Source organism: Ancylobacter sp. FA202, assembly GCF_000380205.1.
In the GTDB taxonomy this organism is placed as follows: Bacteria; Pseudomonadota; Alphaproteobacteria; order Rhizobiales; family Xanthobacteraceae; genus Ancylobacter.
The window spans coordinates 25,055-40,919 of sequence record NZ_KB904819.1 but is presented as its reverse complement, the minus strand read 5'-3'; the positions used below and the strand labels follow the sequence as shown (position 1 = coordinate 40,919).

Genomic DNA, 15,865 nt, shown 5'->3' with positions numbered 1-15,865 from the left:
TTCAACCGCCGGATCAGTTGCCAGCGATGAATTCCGCCCATTTGGCGCTGAGAGCGTCGTAGTTCTTGACCCAGTAATCGACGTTCTGGTTGTAGGCCATCGCCTGCTTCTCGGGCGTATTGGTCATGAACGAGGCGGTGAGTTCATCCACCTTGGGCGTGGCGTCGACATTGACCGGCGAATAGGAAGTCGTCTCGGCCATCACTTCCTGCGCGTGCTTGCCGAGATAGGCATTGACCAGCGCATAGGCGGCATCCGTGTCCTTCACGCCGACGGGGATGGCGATCTGGTCCTTGACGACGATCCAGTCCTTCCAGACCGGCTCATATTTCGCCCCGTTCGCCAGAGCCGCCTTGCCGCGGCCCGACCAGACCATGACCATGTCCGCCTCGCCCGACTCCATCATCTGCTGGCTTTCCGCGCCTGTGGTCCACGGCACCAGATGCTCACGGATCGAGCGCCATTTGTTCAGGCCGCGGTCGATATCGGCGGGGAACATCTTGTCCTTGGGCACGCCATCGGCGAGCAGGCCAAGCTCCACCATGTAGCCTTCGGCGTCGGCATAGCCGGGAATGCCGCGCGTGCCGGGGAACTTCTCGACATCGAAGAAATCGGCCCAGCTCTTGGGCGGGTTATCGCCGTATTTTTCCTTGTTATACAGGAACATGACGGCATAGTTCATCGCCGGAACGCTGCACGGGCCGACCTGGCCGGGCGGGATCTTGGAGGTGTCGATCTTGCTGAGATCCAGCTTCTGGAACAGCGTGCCGCAATGGACGAAGGGCGTGTAGTCGCCCGTATCCACCACGTCCCACACGACGTTCTTCGATTCGACCTGCGCCTGGATCTTGGCGTTCTCGGTCGGCCCGTCGGACAGCAGAGTGACGCCGGACTTCTTGACGAAATCCTCCAGCGCCTTGATCTGGCCGTCCTGAAAGACACCGCCATAGGACACGAAGGTCAGCGTCTTGCCCTTGAGCGAGCCTTCGGCGACCTCGCCGGCGACCGGACCTTCGGCCCGCGCGGCGCCGACCAGCGCTATGCCGACGGCGGCGAGCGTGGCGATGCCGGTGAATGTGCTCCGCTTCATCTTTCTCTCCTCTGGACTATGCCCCTGGGGCTTATGCTTTTGCCGTGTGAACGTCGCTCGCCACGGAAGGACAGCGTCCGTCCCGTGGCGTGCCTGCGCTACTCACCCTTGGCGCGGTAAGTATCGAGGTAGGTCGCCGTCGAGGTTGGCGGCGAAATGATGAACAGCACCTCGGCCACGACATCCCCGATGTTCGCGACCCGATGCGGGACCGAGCTCGCGTATTCGACGCTGTCGCCCGCGTGCATTTCATGATGATCGGCGCCCAGCTCCAGCCGCACGGATCCCCTCAGCACGATGAACATCTCGTGCGAGTCGCCATGGGTGTATTGCTCGGGACCGGTGGAGCCGCCGACATCGAATTCCGAGACATAGGTTTCGAAATGGGTCAGCGGGCGGCGCGACAGCAGCATTTTGCGCTGGCCGTCCGTCACCGGCAGCGCCGGGCGTTGCGCGCGGCGCAAAACCGGATCGCGGGTGATCTCCGGCGTCGAGAACAGTTCGGAAATGCTGGTGCCGAAGCAGTTGGCAATGCGGATCAGCGTCGAGGCGCTGGCCCCGGTGAGCCCGCGCTCCAGCTGGCTGAGAAAACTCGCCGAGGTGCCCGTCGCCTCCGCCAGCTGGCGCAGCGACAGACCGTTGGCCCGCCGCAGCCGCCGCAGCCGCTCCGCCACCAGGCGCAACGTGTCGGTCTCATCGGGAACGGGGCGCGTCGAGGAGTCCATCTCGTCCTTCGTCCGGCATGACTTAACAAACGTTAAGTGAAGCCGAACGGAAGTTCAATGGGGCCCGGACGCCAAAATCATGCACGACACCTGCGCCGCGCCGTCAGGCAATGCCTCGATCGGACGACCCGCGGCAACCTCGCTATCGGTCTGAATGTCGGGCCACACCGGGTCGCCTCGTGACCAATGTCAGGCGTAGCCTTGCAATGGCCCGCCCCCGCCGCGCCGCCGCGGAGTCCGCCGAAAGCGCCGCCACGCCCTCACATTCCGGGTGCGAACACCCGGGGGAGGCTCAATTTGTCGTCTCAAGACCACGATTGCCGAGATCCTTCTTCTCGGCGATGAAGCGGGCGGCGAGGACGAACGCGCCCATGGTGAAGTCGCGGCCGTGCTCGGCGATCATCCGTTCGGCGAGCGCCGCGATTTCCGCGAAGAACATGTCCTTGCTTTCGTCGGCCTGGTCGGTCGCGCTCATGCAATCCTCCTGTTGATCTGTTTGAACATGTGGGCCGGCAGGTCGATGACCCCGGCCCAGCCTTGCGCGGCGTGAAAGGCCAGGTGCTCGCCATCGCCCGACCAGACCAGGTCGCGCAGGCCGCCCGGTGCCGGATCGCGAATGACGAGTTCGTCGCGCTGACCCACCGCCATGACGACGATCATGCCGTTTTCATAACCGGCCGCAACGAGGGGCAGATGCGGATGCAGCCGTGCCGCCTCCACCGCCACCAGGCCGGAACGGCCGGTCTCCAAGGTTTTGGGGCGCTCGTGTCCACCGTCCACCGCCCAGACGATGGTGCGGAAGGCGCCGCTGGTGACGAGCCAGCGGGAATCGGCGCTCCAGTCCAGCGTGCGCACCGGGGCCGGATAATCCGGCAGGCGCAGCACGCGCCGGGTCGCGGGGTCGATGAGAGCGACACCGCCATCGAGCAGGCCGGCGGCCAGAAGGCGCCCGTCCGGCGACCAGGCGAGGGCCTCCACCGGCCCGAGCGCGGTCTCGAAATGCGCTCCGTCGCTCTGCGGGTCATTGGTCGGCAGATCAATAACCGAGAGGCGGGAGTCGAAGCCCAGCGCGACACGTTCGCCGCCGGGTGCGGGCGCGATCACGCGGGCGGTGCCCTCATAGCGCGCCATCGCCCGGGCGGTGCCGCCCTCGGGGTCGTAGCGCGTGACGCTGCCGCTGGCGGCGACCCAGCAGACACCCGCGCCGGCGGCAGGCGCGCACGCGGTCGCCAGCGCATCGACGCCCCCGCTGTCATGTTCGACCACCACTTGCGTCGAGCCATCGGCGCCGATCTGCACCACCCGCCCGGTGGCACCGCCAACCAGAAAGCCCGATCGGCCGAACGCCGCCAGACGCAGCGGCGGCTCGCCCACCGGCACCCGTGCCGGGGCCGACACGGCACGGGCGCGCGGGGAAATGGTGGAGCGGCCATCCTCGATCGACATGCGCCAGCGCACGCCCGCCGCTTCCGGGTCCTCCATCGAGACAAGGGCGAGCGAGCCGTCCGCCAGCGCGTAGGCAAGGCGGGCACCGTCGCGGGCGAAAGCGCAGGCCTGAACCTCCGCCTCCAGCCGCCATTGCCGCGCCAGCAGGGTGAAAAGCGGTGATGCCTGGGCTTCCGTCGTGCTCATGTCGTTAGGCTCCCTGCCGATGCCCGGCCATTGGGCTCACTGTTTGCTGATCTCGCGGTCGAGCGCGTCGAGCTGCCCGTGCGATTCCATGAGGTCGCGCGCATCCTCGTCGAGCCGTGCCAGCACCGCGTCGCACTGCGCCCGGGCCTGGGCGAGACGGTCCGCCACGGCTGCATCCTCCCCCGGCGAGAGGTCGCGCTCGCACTGCATCACCTCCAGTTCGACGCCGCCGAGGATCTGCCGGTTCTTCAGCTGGCGCGCATTCAGGCGGGCGATCTCCTGCACGAGCTCCAGACGCTTTCCGAGCAAGGCGCGCAGGCGCTGCGTGTCCGTCATTGGGCATCTCCCGCAGCGCCCGGGCGGAGGGCGGAGACTTCGGCCAGAATGTCCTGCAGGCCGCCGAGCCCGGACAGGAAATGCTGCTCGGCGCTCTCGATATAGCTGCGCAGGCTGTCCCAGATGTCGGCCCGCAGCAGATGGGTGGAATCGCCGCCGAAGCGTTCGAACGCCTTCAGGTCGATCTGGTGCGACAGGGCCATGCCGTTGACCACGAAGTCGGTGAGTTCGCGGCTATGGGATTCGACGAACAGCCGCAGCAGCGGATGGTCGCCATAATCGACGCCATTCGCGCCGAGCGCGCGCTCGATGAAGCCCTGGAAGTGCCGCGACAGCAGATCAAGGCTCTCCCCGCGAATGCGCAGGGTGAAGACCACGTCGCGCTCGACTTTGTCGAGAATGGTCGAGGCAAGTTCGCTGGCCCGGGGAACATGGGCCGGGGGATAGATCCGTTCTGTCATCTGGGGCTCCCCTCGGTTTCCTCAGCCGGCGCGCGCGGCGGCTAGAGCCTTGCGCGGTAGTGCTGGAGCTTTCGGTAAAGCGTGCTGCGCGAGATCCCCAGCCGATCGGCGGCGACCGACGTATTGCCGCCCGAGGCGACCAGCGTGCGCTCGATCAGCCGGCGCTCGGCCTCGTCGATACGGGCGATCGGCTCCCCGGCATCGGACCGCTCGGCCGCCTCGACGCCCCCCTCGCCGCCCGCCTCGCGCAGATGCTGCACGTCCTCGATGAAGTCCTCCGGCAGGTCGTCGATACCCACCGTGCGGTCGATCGCCATCAGCGACAGCGACTCGACAAGGTTACGCACCTCCCGGACATTGCCGGGCCAGTCATAGCGCTCCAGCAGATCGATCACCGCCGGCTTGAAGCACAGCGGCTCGGTGCCCTGACTTTCCGCCACGCGGCTGTTGAAATGGTGCACCAGCAGGCGGATGTCGCCATGGCGGTTCCGCAGCGGCGGAATGGTGATCTTGACCGCGCCGATGCGGAAATAGAGGTCCTTGCGGAAGCGCCCCTCAGCCGCCTCCACCTTGAGATTGCGGTTGGTGGACGCGATGAGCCGCACATTTATCGGCCGAGGCCGCCCTTCGCCGATGCGGTAGACCGCGTTTTCCTCAAGGATACGCAGCAGATAGGGCTGCAGCTCTAGCGGCATCTCGCCGATCTCGTCGAGGCTGAGCACACCGCCATCGGCGATCTCGAAGCGTCCGGCGCGCCCCTCGCGGGTGGCCCCGGTAAAGGCGCCCGGGGCATGGCCGAACAGCTCGCCGCCCAGCAGATCCTTGGAAACCGCGCCGCAATTGAAGGTGACGAAGGGCTCCTTGCCCGTGGTGAGCGCGGCCGCGTGGATGAGCTTGGCGAACAGCTCCTTGCCGACCCCGGTCTCGCCCTCCAGCAGGATGGCGCTGCGGCCCTGCGCGGCGCGCTCGGCCCGCTCAATCGCCTCGATCAGGACCGCGCTCTCACCAATGATGGCGTCCCGCGCCGCCTTGAGCGCCACGCGCGCCGGGCCGGTGCCGGTCCGGACCGCCGGGGCAGGGTGGCCCGGCGGGCCGAGCAGCAGCACGGCGCCGGAAAAGTCACCGGCGTGCATCAGCGGCTCCAGTCGCTGGCTGTCGATGCCGGGAAGGCTGGCGATGTTGTCCGGCCAGTTGTCGCCCTTGAAGTCCATCAGCTGCTCGCCGAGCCGGAGCTCGGTGCCGGGATGGGCATGGCGCCAGCGCGCGGCGGCGATGTCGCTGTGGTGGATCACCCGGCCGCGGCGGTCGAGAATGACAAAGCCATCGCCCCGCCCGCCGCTTTGCAGCCGCGCAAGGCACAGTTCGAGCAGCTGCATCCGCTCGACCCGCAGCTGATCGGCGAGGGCGAGCTCTATATGGCTCGCCGCCATCATGCCGAGGGCGATGTTATGGCGGCGGAAAATGTCCTGCGGGCCGGAGAAGTCGACGACGCCGATGACACTGCCGTCGAGCGGATTGCGGATCGGCGCGCCGATGCAGGTCCACGACTTCACGCCCTCGCAGAAATGCTCGGCCGCGCGCACATAGACAGGCTTGCCCGTCACCAGCGCGGTGCCGATGCCGTTGGTACCGGTGACGGCCTCGCCCCAATTGGCACCGATTTCCAGACGTATGTCATGGGCGGCATCGACGATATGGGGGTCGCCAGCCGTGTCGATGACGACGCCGCGCTCGTCGGTGACGACCACCATGGTCGCGGTCTCGCCGAGGATGTCGGCAAGACGCTCGAAGGTCTTTCCGGCCGCCTGAAGCAGGCCGCCATTGTGCCGGCGCAAGCCGTCCACCTCGTCGGCGGAAACGATAAGATCGCTGCCGCGACCGCGCGGATTGACGCCGGAGACGGCGCTGCGCTGCCAGGAGCGTTCGATGACGCTGCGCACCAGCCCGCCGGATCCGATCGGGCGGCCTCGATCGAGAAAATTCTCCCACGCCTTCATCGTCGCCGATGCGTCGTAGGAGGCGCCTTCCGTGGCGTGCTCCGCGCCGTCCCCGCCCTCTTCCATGCGAGAGGGGAGTGCGGTCGAACGGTGCTCAACGGGCGGCTTTGTCATATGCGCTTCCGTCTGCATTGCAGTGTCCCGTAGCCCACGCACGGGCCCGCCTCCACACAAGGCGGGCCGCAGCTTCTGTCGGAGGCGCTCGATCAGATGTCCCGCGGCGCGGCGAAGCCGAGACGGGCGGCGAGCTCCTGCTTGAACGGTTCGTCGACCTCGTCCTCGGACAGCACGCAGCCATCGAGCCCGGCCAAGGCCTCCAGCACCTCGTCCGTCGCCGGGTCGAAGAAGCCATTGGCACGGGTGGCGAGAGCGAACACCCGGCCCTGCGGGCGGTGCCGGATTTCCCCAAGGAACAGCAGCTGCCGGTTGGTGTCCTCATCGACCACGACGACGCGGTTGTTCAGGCTGATGCGGATATAGGGCCGGGCCGTCGCGGCCCGGTCCACCGAGGCGTAACCGATGAAGCTCCTGCGATCGTATTCGGCAACGGATGTCTTGGCAGCGCGGGCCTGCTTGATGTCCTGCCAGCGCCCACCGGAAATCTGATTGGCGAGACGATCAATCGTCCCCCAATTTTCCCGGATCATCTGCTTGGCAGAAACGTCCTCTTTTCGAGGACCGTCCTTCTTGGTGATGATATACACCAAAGCAACCTCCCCTTTATTTTAGCAAATATCAGATGCCCGGATTCTTGGCGTTCGGCATCTGCTTCGCTTCATTGAGCCGTTTTTACCACGCTTCCAATCAAGCGTCACTCAACCAGGTCTCCCGGCGGACGGGTGCCCCTGCGGTTGAGCGCGACGGCACGGACGGCACTGAAAAACGGGCGTGCGACGCTGCCGACGAACCCGGCGATAAGTTCACGCATGGTCGTTTCCTTTGATGTCGATGCCGCCGGCCGTGGCCGGAGCGGGGCCGGCGCAGGGTCGAGGCGTGAAATTCCCGAACCCTTGCGGGGGGCGGCCCGCCGGGCGGGCGGGAGCCGCCGGCGGGACGCCATGATCATGCGCGGCCGAGCTTTTCAGCGCCGCCGCCGAGCGCGGGCCCGGCGGTGGGGTCGACATAATCGGTGATGTCGGCGATCAGCGTGTTGGTGGTGAGCACCAGCGTGGCGACCGAGGCGGCGTTGCGCAGCGCGGTGTAGGTGACGCGCACCGGATCGACGATGCCGGCCGAGATCATGTCCGTCATCTCGCCGGTGGCGGCATCGAAGCCGACACCCTCGGCCGCCGCCATCAGCTTCTCGACAATGGCCTCGGGGTCGTAGCCGGCATTGCGGGCGATGAACGCCGCCGGGCGGGCCAGCGTCTCGCGCACCAATCGGATGCCTTCGCCCATATCGCCATTGAGATTGCCGAGCCGGGCGGCGACGATGGGCGCGCATTGCAGCAGCGCCGTGCCGCCGCCGGCGACGATGCCCTCTTCCGCCGCCGCGCGGGTGGCGCTCAGCGCGTCGTCGATGAGCTGGAGCGTGCGCTTCTGCTCGACCGGCGTCACGCCGCCGGCATAGATCACCGCCGTGCCGCCGGAGAGCTTGGCGAGGCGCTCCTTCAGCTTGTCCTGCTCGATATTGGGCGGGGCGAGTTCGTGCTGGCGGGTGACCTGCGCCCGCCGGGCGGCGATCGCTTCGGCGTCTCCCCCACCCCGGATGATGACGGTCTCGCGGGCGCTGGCGCGGACCTGGTGGGCGGTGCCGAGATCGTCGAGCGTGACGTCCTCCAGCTTTCCGCCGAGATCGCGGGCGATCACCTTGCCGCCGGTGATGATGGCGAGATCGTCCATCATCGCCTTGCGCCAATGGCCATAATCGGGCGGGTTGACCACCAGCACCTTGCCGCGATTGCCGTCTCCCAGCAGGGTGACGACCACTTCCGGAGCGATTTCCTCGGCGATGATGACCAGCGTGCGCCCGGTCTGCGCCACCGCCGCGCGGAGGCCGGCGATTTCCTGCGGGGCGCGGATCTTGAGGTCGGTCAGCAGGATGTAGGGCTCGTGCAGCACCACCTCCATCTTCTCGACGTCGGTCACCATGTGGTGGGAGATGTAGCCGCGATCGAAGGACATGCCCTCCACCACGTCGAGCGTTGTCGCGATGGTGAGGCCATAATCGGAGGAGACGATGCCGTCGAGCCCGACCCGGTGCAGCGCCTCGGCGACGAGATGGCCGAGATGCGGGTTGGTGGCGGCGATGGTCGCCACCGCTTCCAGCATCGCGCGCTCGGAGGCCGGGCGGGCGCGGCCCTTCAGCGTTTCCACGACAAGCTCGACCGCCGTGTCGATGCCCCGGCACAGATCAACGGGTTTGGCGCCCCGCTCCAGTGCAGCGACACCGTTCTGGATCAGGCCATTGGCCAGCACCATGGCGGTGGTGGTGCCGTCGCCGGCCACCTCGTTGGTCTGCATCGAGACCTCGCGCACCACCTGCGCGCCCATATTCTCGAAGCGGTCGGGCAGTTCGATTTCCGAGGCGATGGTCACGCCGTCGCGCGAGACGATGGGGGTGCCGATCGGCCGGTCGACCATGGCGTTCATGCCTTTGGGACCGAGCGTCGATTCAACCGCCGCCGCCAGCTTGCCGACGCCGCGGGCCAGCGCGCGGCGCGCCTCGCCGTCATGCAGGATCATCTTTGCCATGGCTGTTTCCTCGTTCTTTTGTGTCGTTGTTCGGATCGACGTCGGAACGGAGCGTCGCCGCCCCGTTCACAGAGAGAGCGGCGTGCCGGCGGCTCGGCCAGCGGGCACGGCGCCGGTGGCCTGAAGGGCGCACCCGCCGCAGCAGCCGGTGGACGTTCCGGCGCTGCCGCAGGCGTGGGTGGCAGGGGTGGCCGTCGCCGGGCGCGGCCCCTCGTCGTAGCGGGCATCGAGAAGCCCCCGGCACAGCGCGCCATTGGCCTCCATATTGATGCGTATCGCCCGCAGCCCACGCAGATGCACAGGCAGGTCGGCGGCCGGGATGGGCGCGCCATCGAGGGTGACGAAGGCCAGGTCGGAGGGCCGCGTGGCAAGGCCGCGCGCCAGCAGGATTTCGCGGTAGCGCGACTTCTGGCGAAGGCCCTCGGGGTCGGTGATGACGGCGCGGTCGAGCGTCGCGAGGTCCGTCGTCACAATCGCCGCGTCCGACCAGCCGGCGCGCCGCAGACCGAGAATGACGGCCTCCTGCCGGCGCTGGAACGCCTTGCGCAGGAAGGTCTCGCGCAGGCCTTCCAGCGTGTCGCTGACCTCCAGATCGCGGAACGTGTCGGCGAAGGAGAGGCCGAGATGGGTGCCGCGATTGACCTCTTGCGAGAACATATGGTCTTCGAGCCGGGGATGAACCCCCCGCGCCCAGGGCAGCGCCCGCACCGCCCGGCCGATATCATCCGCCATCAGGAAGGCGAAGTTGGGCGAGCACCAATAGGTCGGCAGGCGGAAGGCGACATCCACGCGGCCGTCGGCACCGATCGCGATGTCTTCCACGAAGCCGAGATCGACGATCGACTCGTCGAGTTCCGGGTCCATGACGCCGGCGAGCTGGTTCCACACGGCGGCGATGCGCGCATCGCCGCCGGTTTCTGTACGGGCGGGGCGGCGCATGGGCCTACTCCGCCGCAACCGCCAGCGAGGCATCCTTCAGCCTCGCCTTCTGCGCCTCGACATCGACATTGTAGAGCCGGGCGGCGTTGAGGCCGAGGATCTTGCGCTTGGCCTCGCGGGTGAGATCGACGCCGCGCTCCTGCTTGATGTCTTCCGGGATCTCGAAGTTCCAGAACTTCTCGACCAGCCAGCGCGGCGTCCAGATCGCGTAGTCGCTGCCGAACAGAATCTTGTCCTCACCGACCCAGAACAGCAGCTCGCTGATCACCTCGGCGAAATAGCGCGGGCGGGAATGGATGAAGGGCAGGGCCACGGCGAGACCGCCATAGACATTGGTCTCCTGAACCGCGATCCAGCAGAAATCATCCAGCCGGGGCAGGCCGCAATGCTCGACGATAAAGTTCAGGCCCTGGAAATCGGTCGCCGCATGGTCGACGTCGTGGACATCGAACGCATCCTTGTCGAGCGGGATGATGGTCGGTCCCTTGTGGACATGGACATTGGTGATGCCGAGCTTCTGGCACAGCTCCAGGCAGCGATAGGCGCTGGGATCGGTGAGCTTCCAGCCGCGGGAATCACCCTTCCACTCCGCCGTGTAGAGCTTAACGCCCTTGATATTGTAGTTTTCCTTCATGAAGTGGATGTATTCGAGCGCCTTCTCGCCATCGCGCGGGTCGAATGCGCCGTTGACGATGTAGCGGTCCGGGTAGGCTTTCGCCATGTCGAGGTTGCGCTCGATGGTGTTGAAGCCGTTCTTGTAGAACTCGCTGAGATAGGTCGACTGCACGATCGCCATGTCGTCGGGACCATCGACGAACAGATCATGGTGCATCTTGTCGGCGCTGTATTTCTCGAACTGCTCCTTGCTCCACAGCTGATCCTTGGGGCTCAGGGCGGTGTGGTAGGCGTAGAAACAGTCGATGAACTGCTTGCCATGGATGTTGGCCTGGTTTTCCGGGCTGCCGTCCCAGAAATGGGTGTGGCCATCGATGATGAAGATCTCTTCACCGTCCGGCGTCCTGAACATGAACCCTCTCCCCTTTTTGACGAATTCTGTAAGCGCGTGGCGTCGCTTTTGATGGCGGCAGGCGTGCCGCCCCGGGCAAGGCAGCCTTCCCCGGGGCGGCGTGCGGGCCTCACTCGATGTATTGGCGGATTTCGTCCATGTCGCCGAACAGCGTCACGGTGTTGTCGTCGACACGGATCATGCGCCCGTAGTGCGTGGAAGTGTTGACCTCGAATATCTCGGCGTTCATTTCCTTGCCGAGGATTTCGCTGATCTCGTCCATCTTGAAGATCAGCTTGCCTTCGCCGTCGATGCGGATCAGCGCCGGCTGGTAGGTGATGGTGACATTGGGCTTCTGGCCCATGAACTCGGCGATGGCGCGCGCCTCGACGCTGTCGTTCATGGTGACGCCGCACTGGTGCGAGATCGTCTGGTCGAAGACGAGGTCGCCCATTTTCTGGAAGATGTTCTGATTGGTGGCCGAGCGAGACATGGTGGACATGGGCGTCACTCCTTGGGAAGGTCGAGGCCGAGCTCGCTCAGGATCTTCCCGATGCGCTCGACCGACTGCGCGCGCGCATCGGAATACTGGACAGGCTTGGAGTGCGGCTGCGACCAGATCGGCTGCAGGCCCGCCGCCGCCTTGTTGGCCAGGCCGACATGCTTGTGCAGCCAGGCCTGGAACAGGCGCTTGTTGTGCGCGCCGTGCTCGGGATCATGCGCCAGCAGGTGGAACAGATCGATCGCATTGGCGAGGTTGCGCTCGTAATCCGCCTCCGCCGCCGAGATCACCGGCGGGGTGATGAAGTCCCCATTCGGGGAAGCTACCTGCATGAGGAAGCCCGAACGGAACAGTTCGCCCACCATCGGCTCGAAGACGATGTTGATGGCGAAGTACTGCTCGAGATAATCCTCCGAGCCCATGATGGACTCGACCGCCTCGCGCGTGCCCTGCCAGAGGCCGTCTTCAAGCCAGGTGCGCTTGCCCGCCTCGTCGTCGAAATTGCCGATGTCCATGCCGATTTCGGCAAGATACAGCGTGATGTCCTGGGCGAGGCGCAGCTTGTACGACGAGTTGGTCAACGTCGCATTGTTGATCATCTGCGTGTAGCCGTAGCGCTGCGCCTGCATCAGCGAGGTGCCGAGGCCGAATTCGGCGTGCTTCCACGCGCCGAGATGGTTCTGCAGCACCCGGACCCACGCCTTGTCGAAGTGCAGCGGCGCGCCGGACTTGCGGCCATTGGCGATGACGGCCTGCACCATCGCCTCGATCTTGGACTGGCGCTGGTAGTGGGTGCGCTCCCACTCCTGGTCCGGGGCGCGGAACAGATGCCAGTTAGAGCTCAATGCGGCGGTGTTGTCCTTGGAGTAGGCGCCGCGCCCGTTCGGGAACGAGATGATCCAGTCCTGCAGCAGATAGCGCTCGGGATCGGGCTGGACGTCGACGGTGACGTCCTCGTAATGGGTCGCGCGCTTGCCGCGCGGCTCGAAGTAGCGGTACTTCCGGCTGTCGGAATCGGCGAAGACGGCCGATCCGGCTGCCCCCGACTTGACCGGCGCCGTTTGCGTGGCTGTCATGGTGTTCCTCCCAAATTATATTTGTCTGGCCAAGGCTTGTGGTGAGTGCGCTCAGGCGTGCGCCAGTTGCTCGGTGGTGCTCGAGGCCGGCGTGAACTTGTCGAAGAAGATCCGCTCGGTCGGCACATCGTTCATCTGCAGGACCGGCACGAGAGCCTCGATCATCGGCTCCGGGCCGCAGGCATAGACGTCGACCTCCTCGCCGAAATCCAGCCGGCGCAGATGGGCGTTCAGCACTTCATGGATGAAGCCGCGCTCGCCGCTCCAGCCGTCCTCGTCGCCGACGCCGGAGAGCGCGGGGATGAAGTGAAAGCGGGGGTTTTCCGCCGCCAGCCGGGCGAAGTCGTCGAGGTAGAACAGGTCCTTGGGCGTACGGGCGCCGTAGAAGAAGTGGATCTCGCGCTGCTCTCCGCTCTCCAGATGGTCGTGCAGGATCGACCACAGCGGCGACATGCCGGAGCCGCCACCGACCAGGATTAGGGCTCCTCCCTTGTCTTCCCGTCGGAAGCAGGTGCCGAAGGGGCCGCGCAAGGTGAGCTCGGTTCCGGGGCGGAGCTCTCCATCGAGGCGGGAGGAGAATTTGCCGTTGGGGTATTTCTTGATGATGAAGGCGAGTTCTTTGCCCTCGACCGGCGTATTTGCCATGGAAAACGAGCGCGTAATCGCCTCTGCCCCCGGGAGCGTGATGTCGACATATTGGCCCGCCCAGAATTTGAGAGGCTGATCGAGCACGATCTCCAGGCGCCTTATGTCGTGGGTCAGTTCGACCACCCGCGCCACTTTTGCGTTGAAGCTCCGCACGGGTATCGATTTCGAGAGGATTTCTTCATCGAAGTTGAGAAGATCCACCTCAATGTCGGAATAGGCCAGGGTCCGGCACAGCAGGATGTGGTTCTGGTCCCGTTCCATCTCGTTCAGCGCGAAGGTGGAGTAGGGCTTGAGCTCGACCTCGCCCTCGTTCAGCACGCATTTGCAGGCCGCGCACCGCCCCTCCTTGCAGCCATGCGGCAGTGCGATGCCCTGTCGGAAAGCTGCGTCGAGGACCGTTTCACCTTCTTCGACCTCGAATTCGACGCCGACCGGATTCAAGCGGACGGTATAGACGTCGCCCATCGTGCGACCTCCCCGTTAGATTCTGGAGCACCTTGGTCGATGCGGGACCGGCAAGGCCGGTCCCGCACGACGTTCAGTTGCAGGGATTGATGGTGAAGCCGGCGCGGTAGGCGGCGAGATGCGTCTCGCGCTGCTCGGGGCTCATCTCCCGCAGCGTGATCAGCGGGCTCTTGATGGTGTGCCCGCGCACATCGTCAAGCGTCCACATCTCCTTCTCCTCGAAGCGCAGATGCGGCTGCGGCACGAGGGTCTTGCCGTCGGTGCGCACGAAGCCGAGATCCTGGATGGCGTCCGCCAGGTCCCAGTCGTGGTAGCAGCTCTCCCATTCGCGCCGGCCGCTGAAGCGACCCATCGCCGGGGTGGGACGGCCCTGATATTCGCTGGCGAAGGCTTCCACCGCGGTCCAGCGGTCGAGCTCATGGGCGAAAGTGTGCAGCTTGCCGTCGATCATGTCGGTGACGATGTCCTCGCGCACCACGCAGGGCACCATCGAACTCCAGCACCGGTGCGGATAGACATAGCCGGTGTCGGCGTTGAACAGCATGTTGGTCTGGCCGCGATGCGAGAGCTTGGCGTACCACTTCCAGTATTCGCCGAATTGCGCATACCAGCCCGGATACTTGTGCTCGAACCACTCGAAGTCCTTGTCGGTCTGGGCCTCGATACGCCAGAAATTCACCGGCCAGCCGACGGAGAAGAACTGCGCGATCTTGTGCACGTAGTTCTTTTCGGTGATGCGCTTCCACGCGGTCTGAACATCGTCGTGGTGGATCTTGATGCCGTACTTCTCCAGCGGCAGCATGTAGGTGCGGTAGTAATCCTCGAAGATCCAGCGATGCCACATCTCCGCGTAGGATTCCTTGTTCTTGTCGCGGTTGGTGGTGCCGTATTCGATGAAGGTGCCGATGGCGGCATCGACGATGGCGTGGTTCTGCCAGAAGGCGTAGCGCATGTCGCGCTCCAGCAGCAGGTGGTTCTCCGGCTCCTTCAGCATCGACATCAGCATGGAGTGGCCATTGCCGACATGCCGGCTCTCGTCCGACTGGACGGAAAGGAACACGGTCGGCAGGGCGTAGTCGCCATTACGGGCGGCTTCCGAGGGCATGGCGACGAACAGCGTGTTGGTGAACGCGGTTTCGGCCACGACGGTCAGGTAGACATTGGCGGAGGTGATGGCGTCGCCGGTGATGAAGCCTTCACCGAACTGGCGGCCAATGGTGGTGGCGTAGCACTTGCCGAAGGCTTCCTCGGTGATATCGAACCCGGCCGGGTCGATATAGTTCTCCATGTACCACTTCTTCAGGTTCATCTGGATCGTCGAGTGCCGGAACTCGTCGACCATCTGCATGGTGAAGCCGGTACGCAGGTCCTCGCCGGGCGCCAGGCGACCGACCATCGCCATGGAACGGGCCGCCGAGATTTCCGGGAAGGGGATGATGGCCAGGAACAGCTTCATCCATTCCACCCAGCGCGGCTCGACATTGCGGAACATGTCGCCGCGCAGGGCCGCGTCGAGCGCGCCATAGACCCGGTTGTCCTTTTCTTCCTGCATCGGGAAGTAGGAACGAAGCACCTGCTTCATCGGATCTTTCGGCGCCTTGGTGATCTTGTAGTCGGTCGGGAAGGTCATCGCCTCCTGCACATAGGAGGGATTCCACCCGAGATCGGCGATCTTCTTCGCGGCGTCGGCGACGGAGATGCCCTTCTGCGCGGTGATCTTGTTAAGGGTCAGTGTACTTGTCATTTTTGCCATCCTGCTCTTGGAGCGGAGTCCACGGTCAATTTCCTCCCGCCAGGCGCGGCACAGCGTTCGCGCTGTCCGGCCGGCCGGGTTTCAGACATGAGCAACCCTTCGCCCGCCGCACAGGCGGCGAGCGTCGAAGGTCTGGGCAAAGGTACAAGGCACCGGATTCGGCTGTTGGCGTAACGGGTGCGGGACGGCGGTCCTGACCTGACCGTCTCGTGACCCGCCGGCGCGGCTTATCGCCGTGCCGGCAGCTTCCCCGGACTTCTCCCCTTCGTTCTTTTTGTGGCCCGCCCCGTAAGGCAGGTCAGCATTGTTCTAATAGTAATGTAGCAAGCACCGTGCCAAGTCGTCGCAGTAGGTGTTTCAACGACTTGACGGAGGCAGAACACGGCTCGCATCGCGGAAGTGAATTGTTTTGCGAATCGCGGTTCCGAAAGTGTTTCATTATGCGAAAATGCTGCAGCGCAGAAGAAACGGTAAACATTGCTTATATATTCGACGGCTCTGCTGCACTGCACTGTTCTATGCTCTGGAATACATGATGCCT

General features: G+C 65.2%; 15 protein-coding genes. All 15 read right to left on the bottom strand.

The window, feature by feature from the left end; translation table 11 throughout:
- Nucleotides 1-13 precede the first annotated feature (13 nt).
- Nucleotides 14-1,090 carry an extracellular solute-binding protein gene (locus A3M1_RS0123695; RefSeq protein WP_018391479.1) on the bottom strand — a complete coding sequence of 359 codons (1,077 nt, stop codon included), beginning with the start codon at nucleotides 1,088-1,090 and terminating at the stop codon, nucleotides 14-16.
- 98 nt (nucleotides 1,091-1,188) lie between these two features.
- Nucleotides 1,189-1,815, bottom strand: a complete 627-nt coding sequence (locus A3M1_RS0123690) for a helix-turn-helix domain-containing protein (RefSeq protein WP_018391478.1) — start codon at nucleotides 1,813-1,815, stop codon at nucleotides 1,189-1,191.
- 292 nt (nucleotides 1,816-2,107) lie between these two features.
- Nucleotides 2,108-2,290 (bottom strand): hypothetical protein, encoded by a 183-nt coding sequence (locus A3M1_RS0123685; protein ID WP_018391477.1) that lies wholly within the window; start codon nucleotides 2,288-2,290, stop codon nucleotides 2,108-2,110.
- Nucleotides 2,287-3,447 (bottom strand): WD40 repeat domain-containing protein, encoded by a 1,161-nt coding sequence (locus tag A3M1_RS25555; protein ID WP_018391476.1) that lies wholly within the window; start codon nucleotides 3,445-3,447, stop codon nucleotides 2,287-2,289. The genes A3M1_RS0123685 and A3M1_RS25555 overlap by 4 nt, the downstream gene beginning before the upstream one ends.
- 36 nt (nucleotides 3,448-3,483) lie before the next feature.
- Complete coding sequence (locus A3M1_RS0123675; protein WP_018391475.1) at nucleotides 3,484-3,783, bottom strand: hypothetical protein; 300 nt, start codon at nucleotides 3,781-3,783, stop codon at nucleotides 3,484-3,486.
- Nucleotides 3,780-4,244 carry a hypothetical protein gene (locus A3M1_RS0123670; protein WP_018391474.1) on the bottom strand — a complete coding sequence of 155 codons (465 nt, stop codon included), beginning with the start codon at nucleotides 4,242-4,244 and terminating at the stop codon, nucleotides 3,780-3,782. The genes A3M1_RS0123675 and A3M1_RS0123670 overlap by 4 nt, the downstream gene beginning before the upstream one ends.
- 41 nt (nucleotides 4,245-4,285) lie before the next feature.
- Nucleotides 4,286-6,355, bottom strand: a complete 2,070-nt coding sequence (locus tag A3M1_RS0123665) for a sigma-54-dependent Fis family transcriptional regulator (protein WP_026221480.1) — start codon at nucleotides 6,353-6,355, stop codon at nucleotides 4,286-4,288.
- Nucleotides 6,356-6,447: 92 nt separating this feature from the next.
- Entirely contained in the window at nucleotides 6,448-6,945 is a 498-nt protein-coding gene (locus A3M1_RS0123660; protein ID WP_157626329.1) for a hypothetical protein, read from the bottom strand.
- 358 nt (nucleotides 6,946-7,303) lie between these two features.
- The gene (locus A3M1_RS0123650) at nucleotides 7,304-8,935 is read right to left on the bottom strand and encodes a molecular chaperone GroEL (protein WP_018391471.1); all 1,632 of its coding nucleotides are present in this window, start codon (nucleotides 8,933-8,935) and stop codon (nucleotides 7,304-7,306) included.
- 66 nt (nucleotides 8,936-9,001) lie between these two features.
- Nucleotides 9,002-9,874, bottom strand: a complete 873-nt coding sequence (locus A3M1_RS25325; protein ID WP_018391470.1) for a metal-sulfur cluster assembly factor — start codon at nucleotides 9,872-9,874, stop codon at nucleotides 9,002-9,004.
- Between the two features lie 4 nt (nucleotides 9,875-9,878).
- Nucleotides 9,879-10,901 (bottom strand): amidohydrolase family protein, encoded by a 1,023-nt coding sequence (locus A3M1_RS0123640; protein WP_018391469.1) that lies wholly within the window; start codon nucleotides 10,899-10,901, stop codon nucleotides 9,879-9,881.
- 109 nt (nucleotides 10,902-11,010) lie between these two features.
- The gene (locus A3M1_RS0123635) at nucleotides 11,011-11,382 is read right to left on the bottom strand and encodes an MmoB/DmpM family protein (protein WP_018391468.1); all 372 of its coding nucleotides are present in this window, start codon (nucleotides 11,380-11,382) and stop codon (nucleotides 11,011-11,013) included.
- Nucleotides 11,383-11,387: 5 nt separating this feature from the next.
- On the bottom strand, nucleotides 11,388-12,458 hold the full coding sequence (locus A3M1_RS0123630; RefSeq protein WP_018391467.1) for an aromatic/alkene monooxygenase hydroxylase subunit beta: 1,071 nt from the start codon (nucleotides 12,456-12,458) through the stop codon (nucleotides 11,388-11,390).
- A gap of 51 nt (nucleotides 12,459-12,509) precedes the next feature.
- On the bottom strand, nucleotides 12,510-13,571 hold the full coding sequence (locus A3M1_RS0123625; RefSeq protein WP_018391466.1) for an NADH:ubiquinone reductase (Na(+)-transporting) subunit F: 1,062 nt from the start codon (nucleotides 13,569-13,571) through the stop codon (nucleotides 12,510-12,512).
- Between the two features lie 73 nt (nucleotides 13,572-13,644).
- Nucleotides 13,645-15,315, bottom strand: coding sequence for an aromatic/alkene/methane monooxygenase hydroxylase/oxygenase subunit alpha (locus A3M1_RS0123620; protein ID WP_018391465.1), 1,671 nt, complete (start codon nucleotides 15,313-15,315; stop codon nucleotides 13,645-13,647).
- Nucleotides 15,316-15,865: the final 550 nt, after the last annotated feature.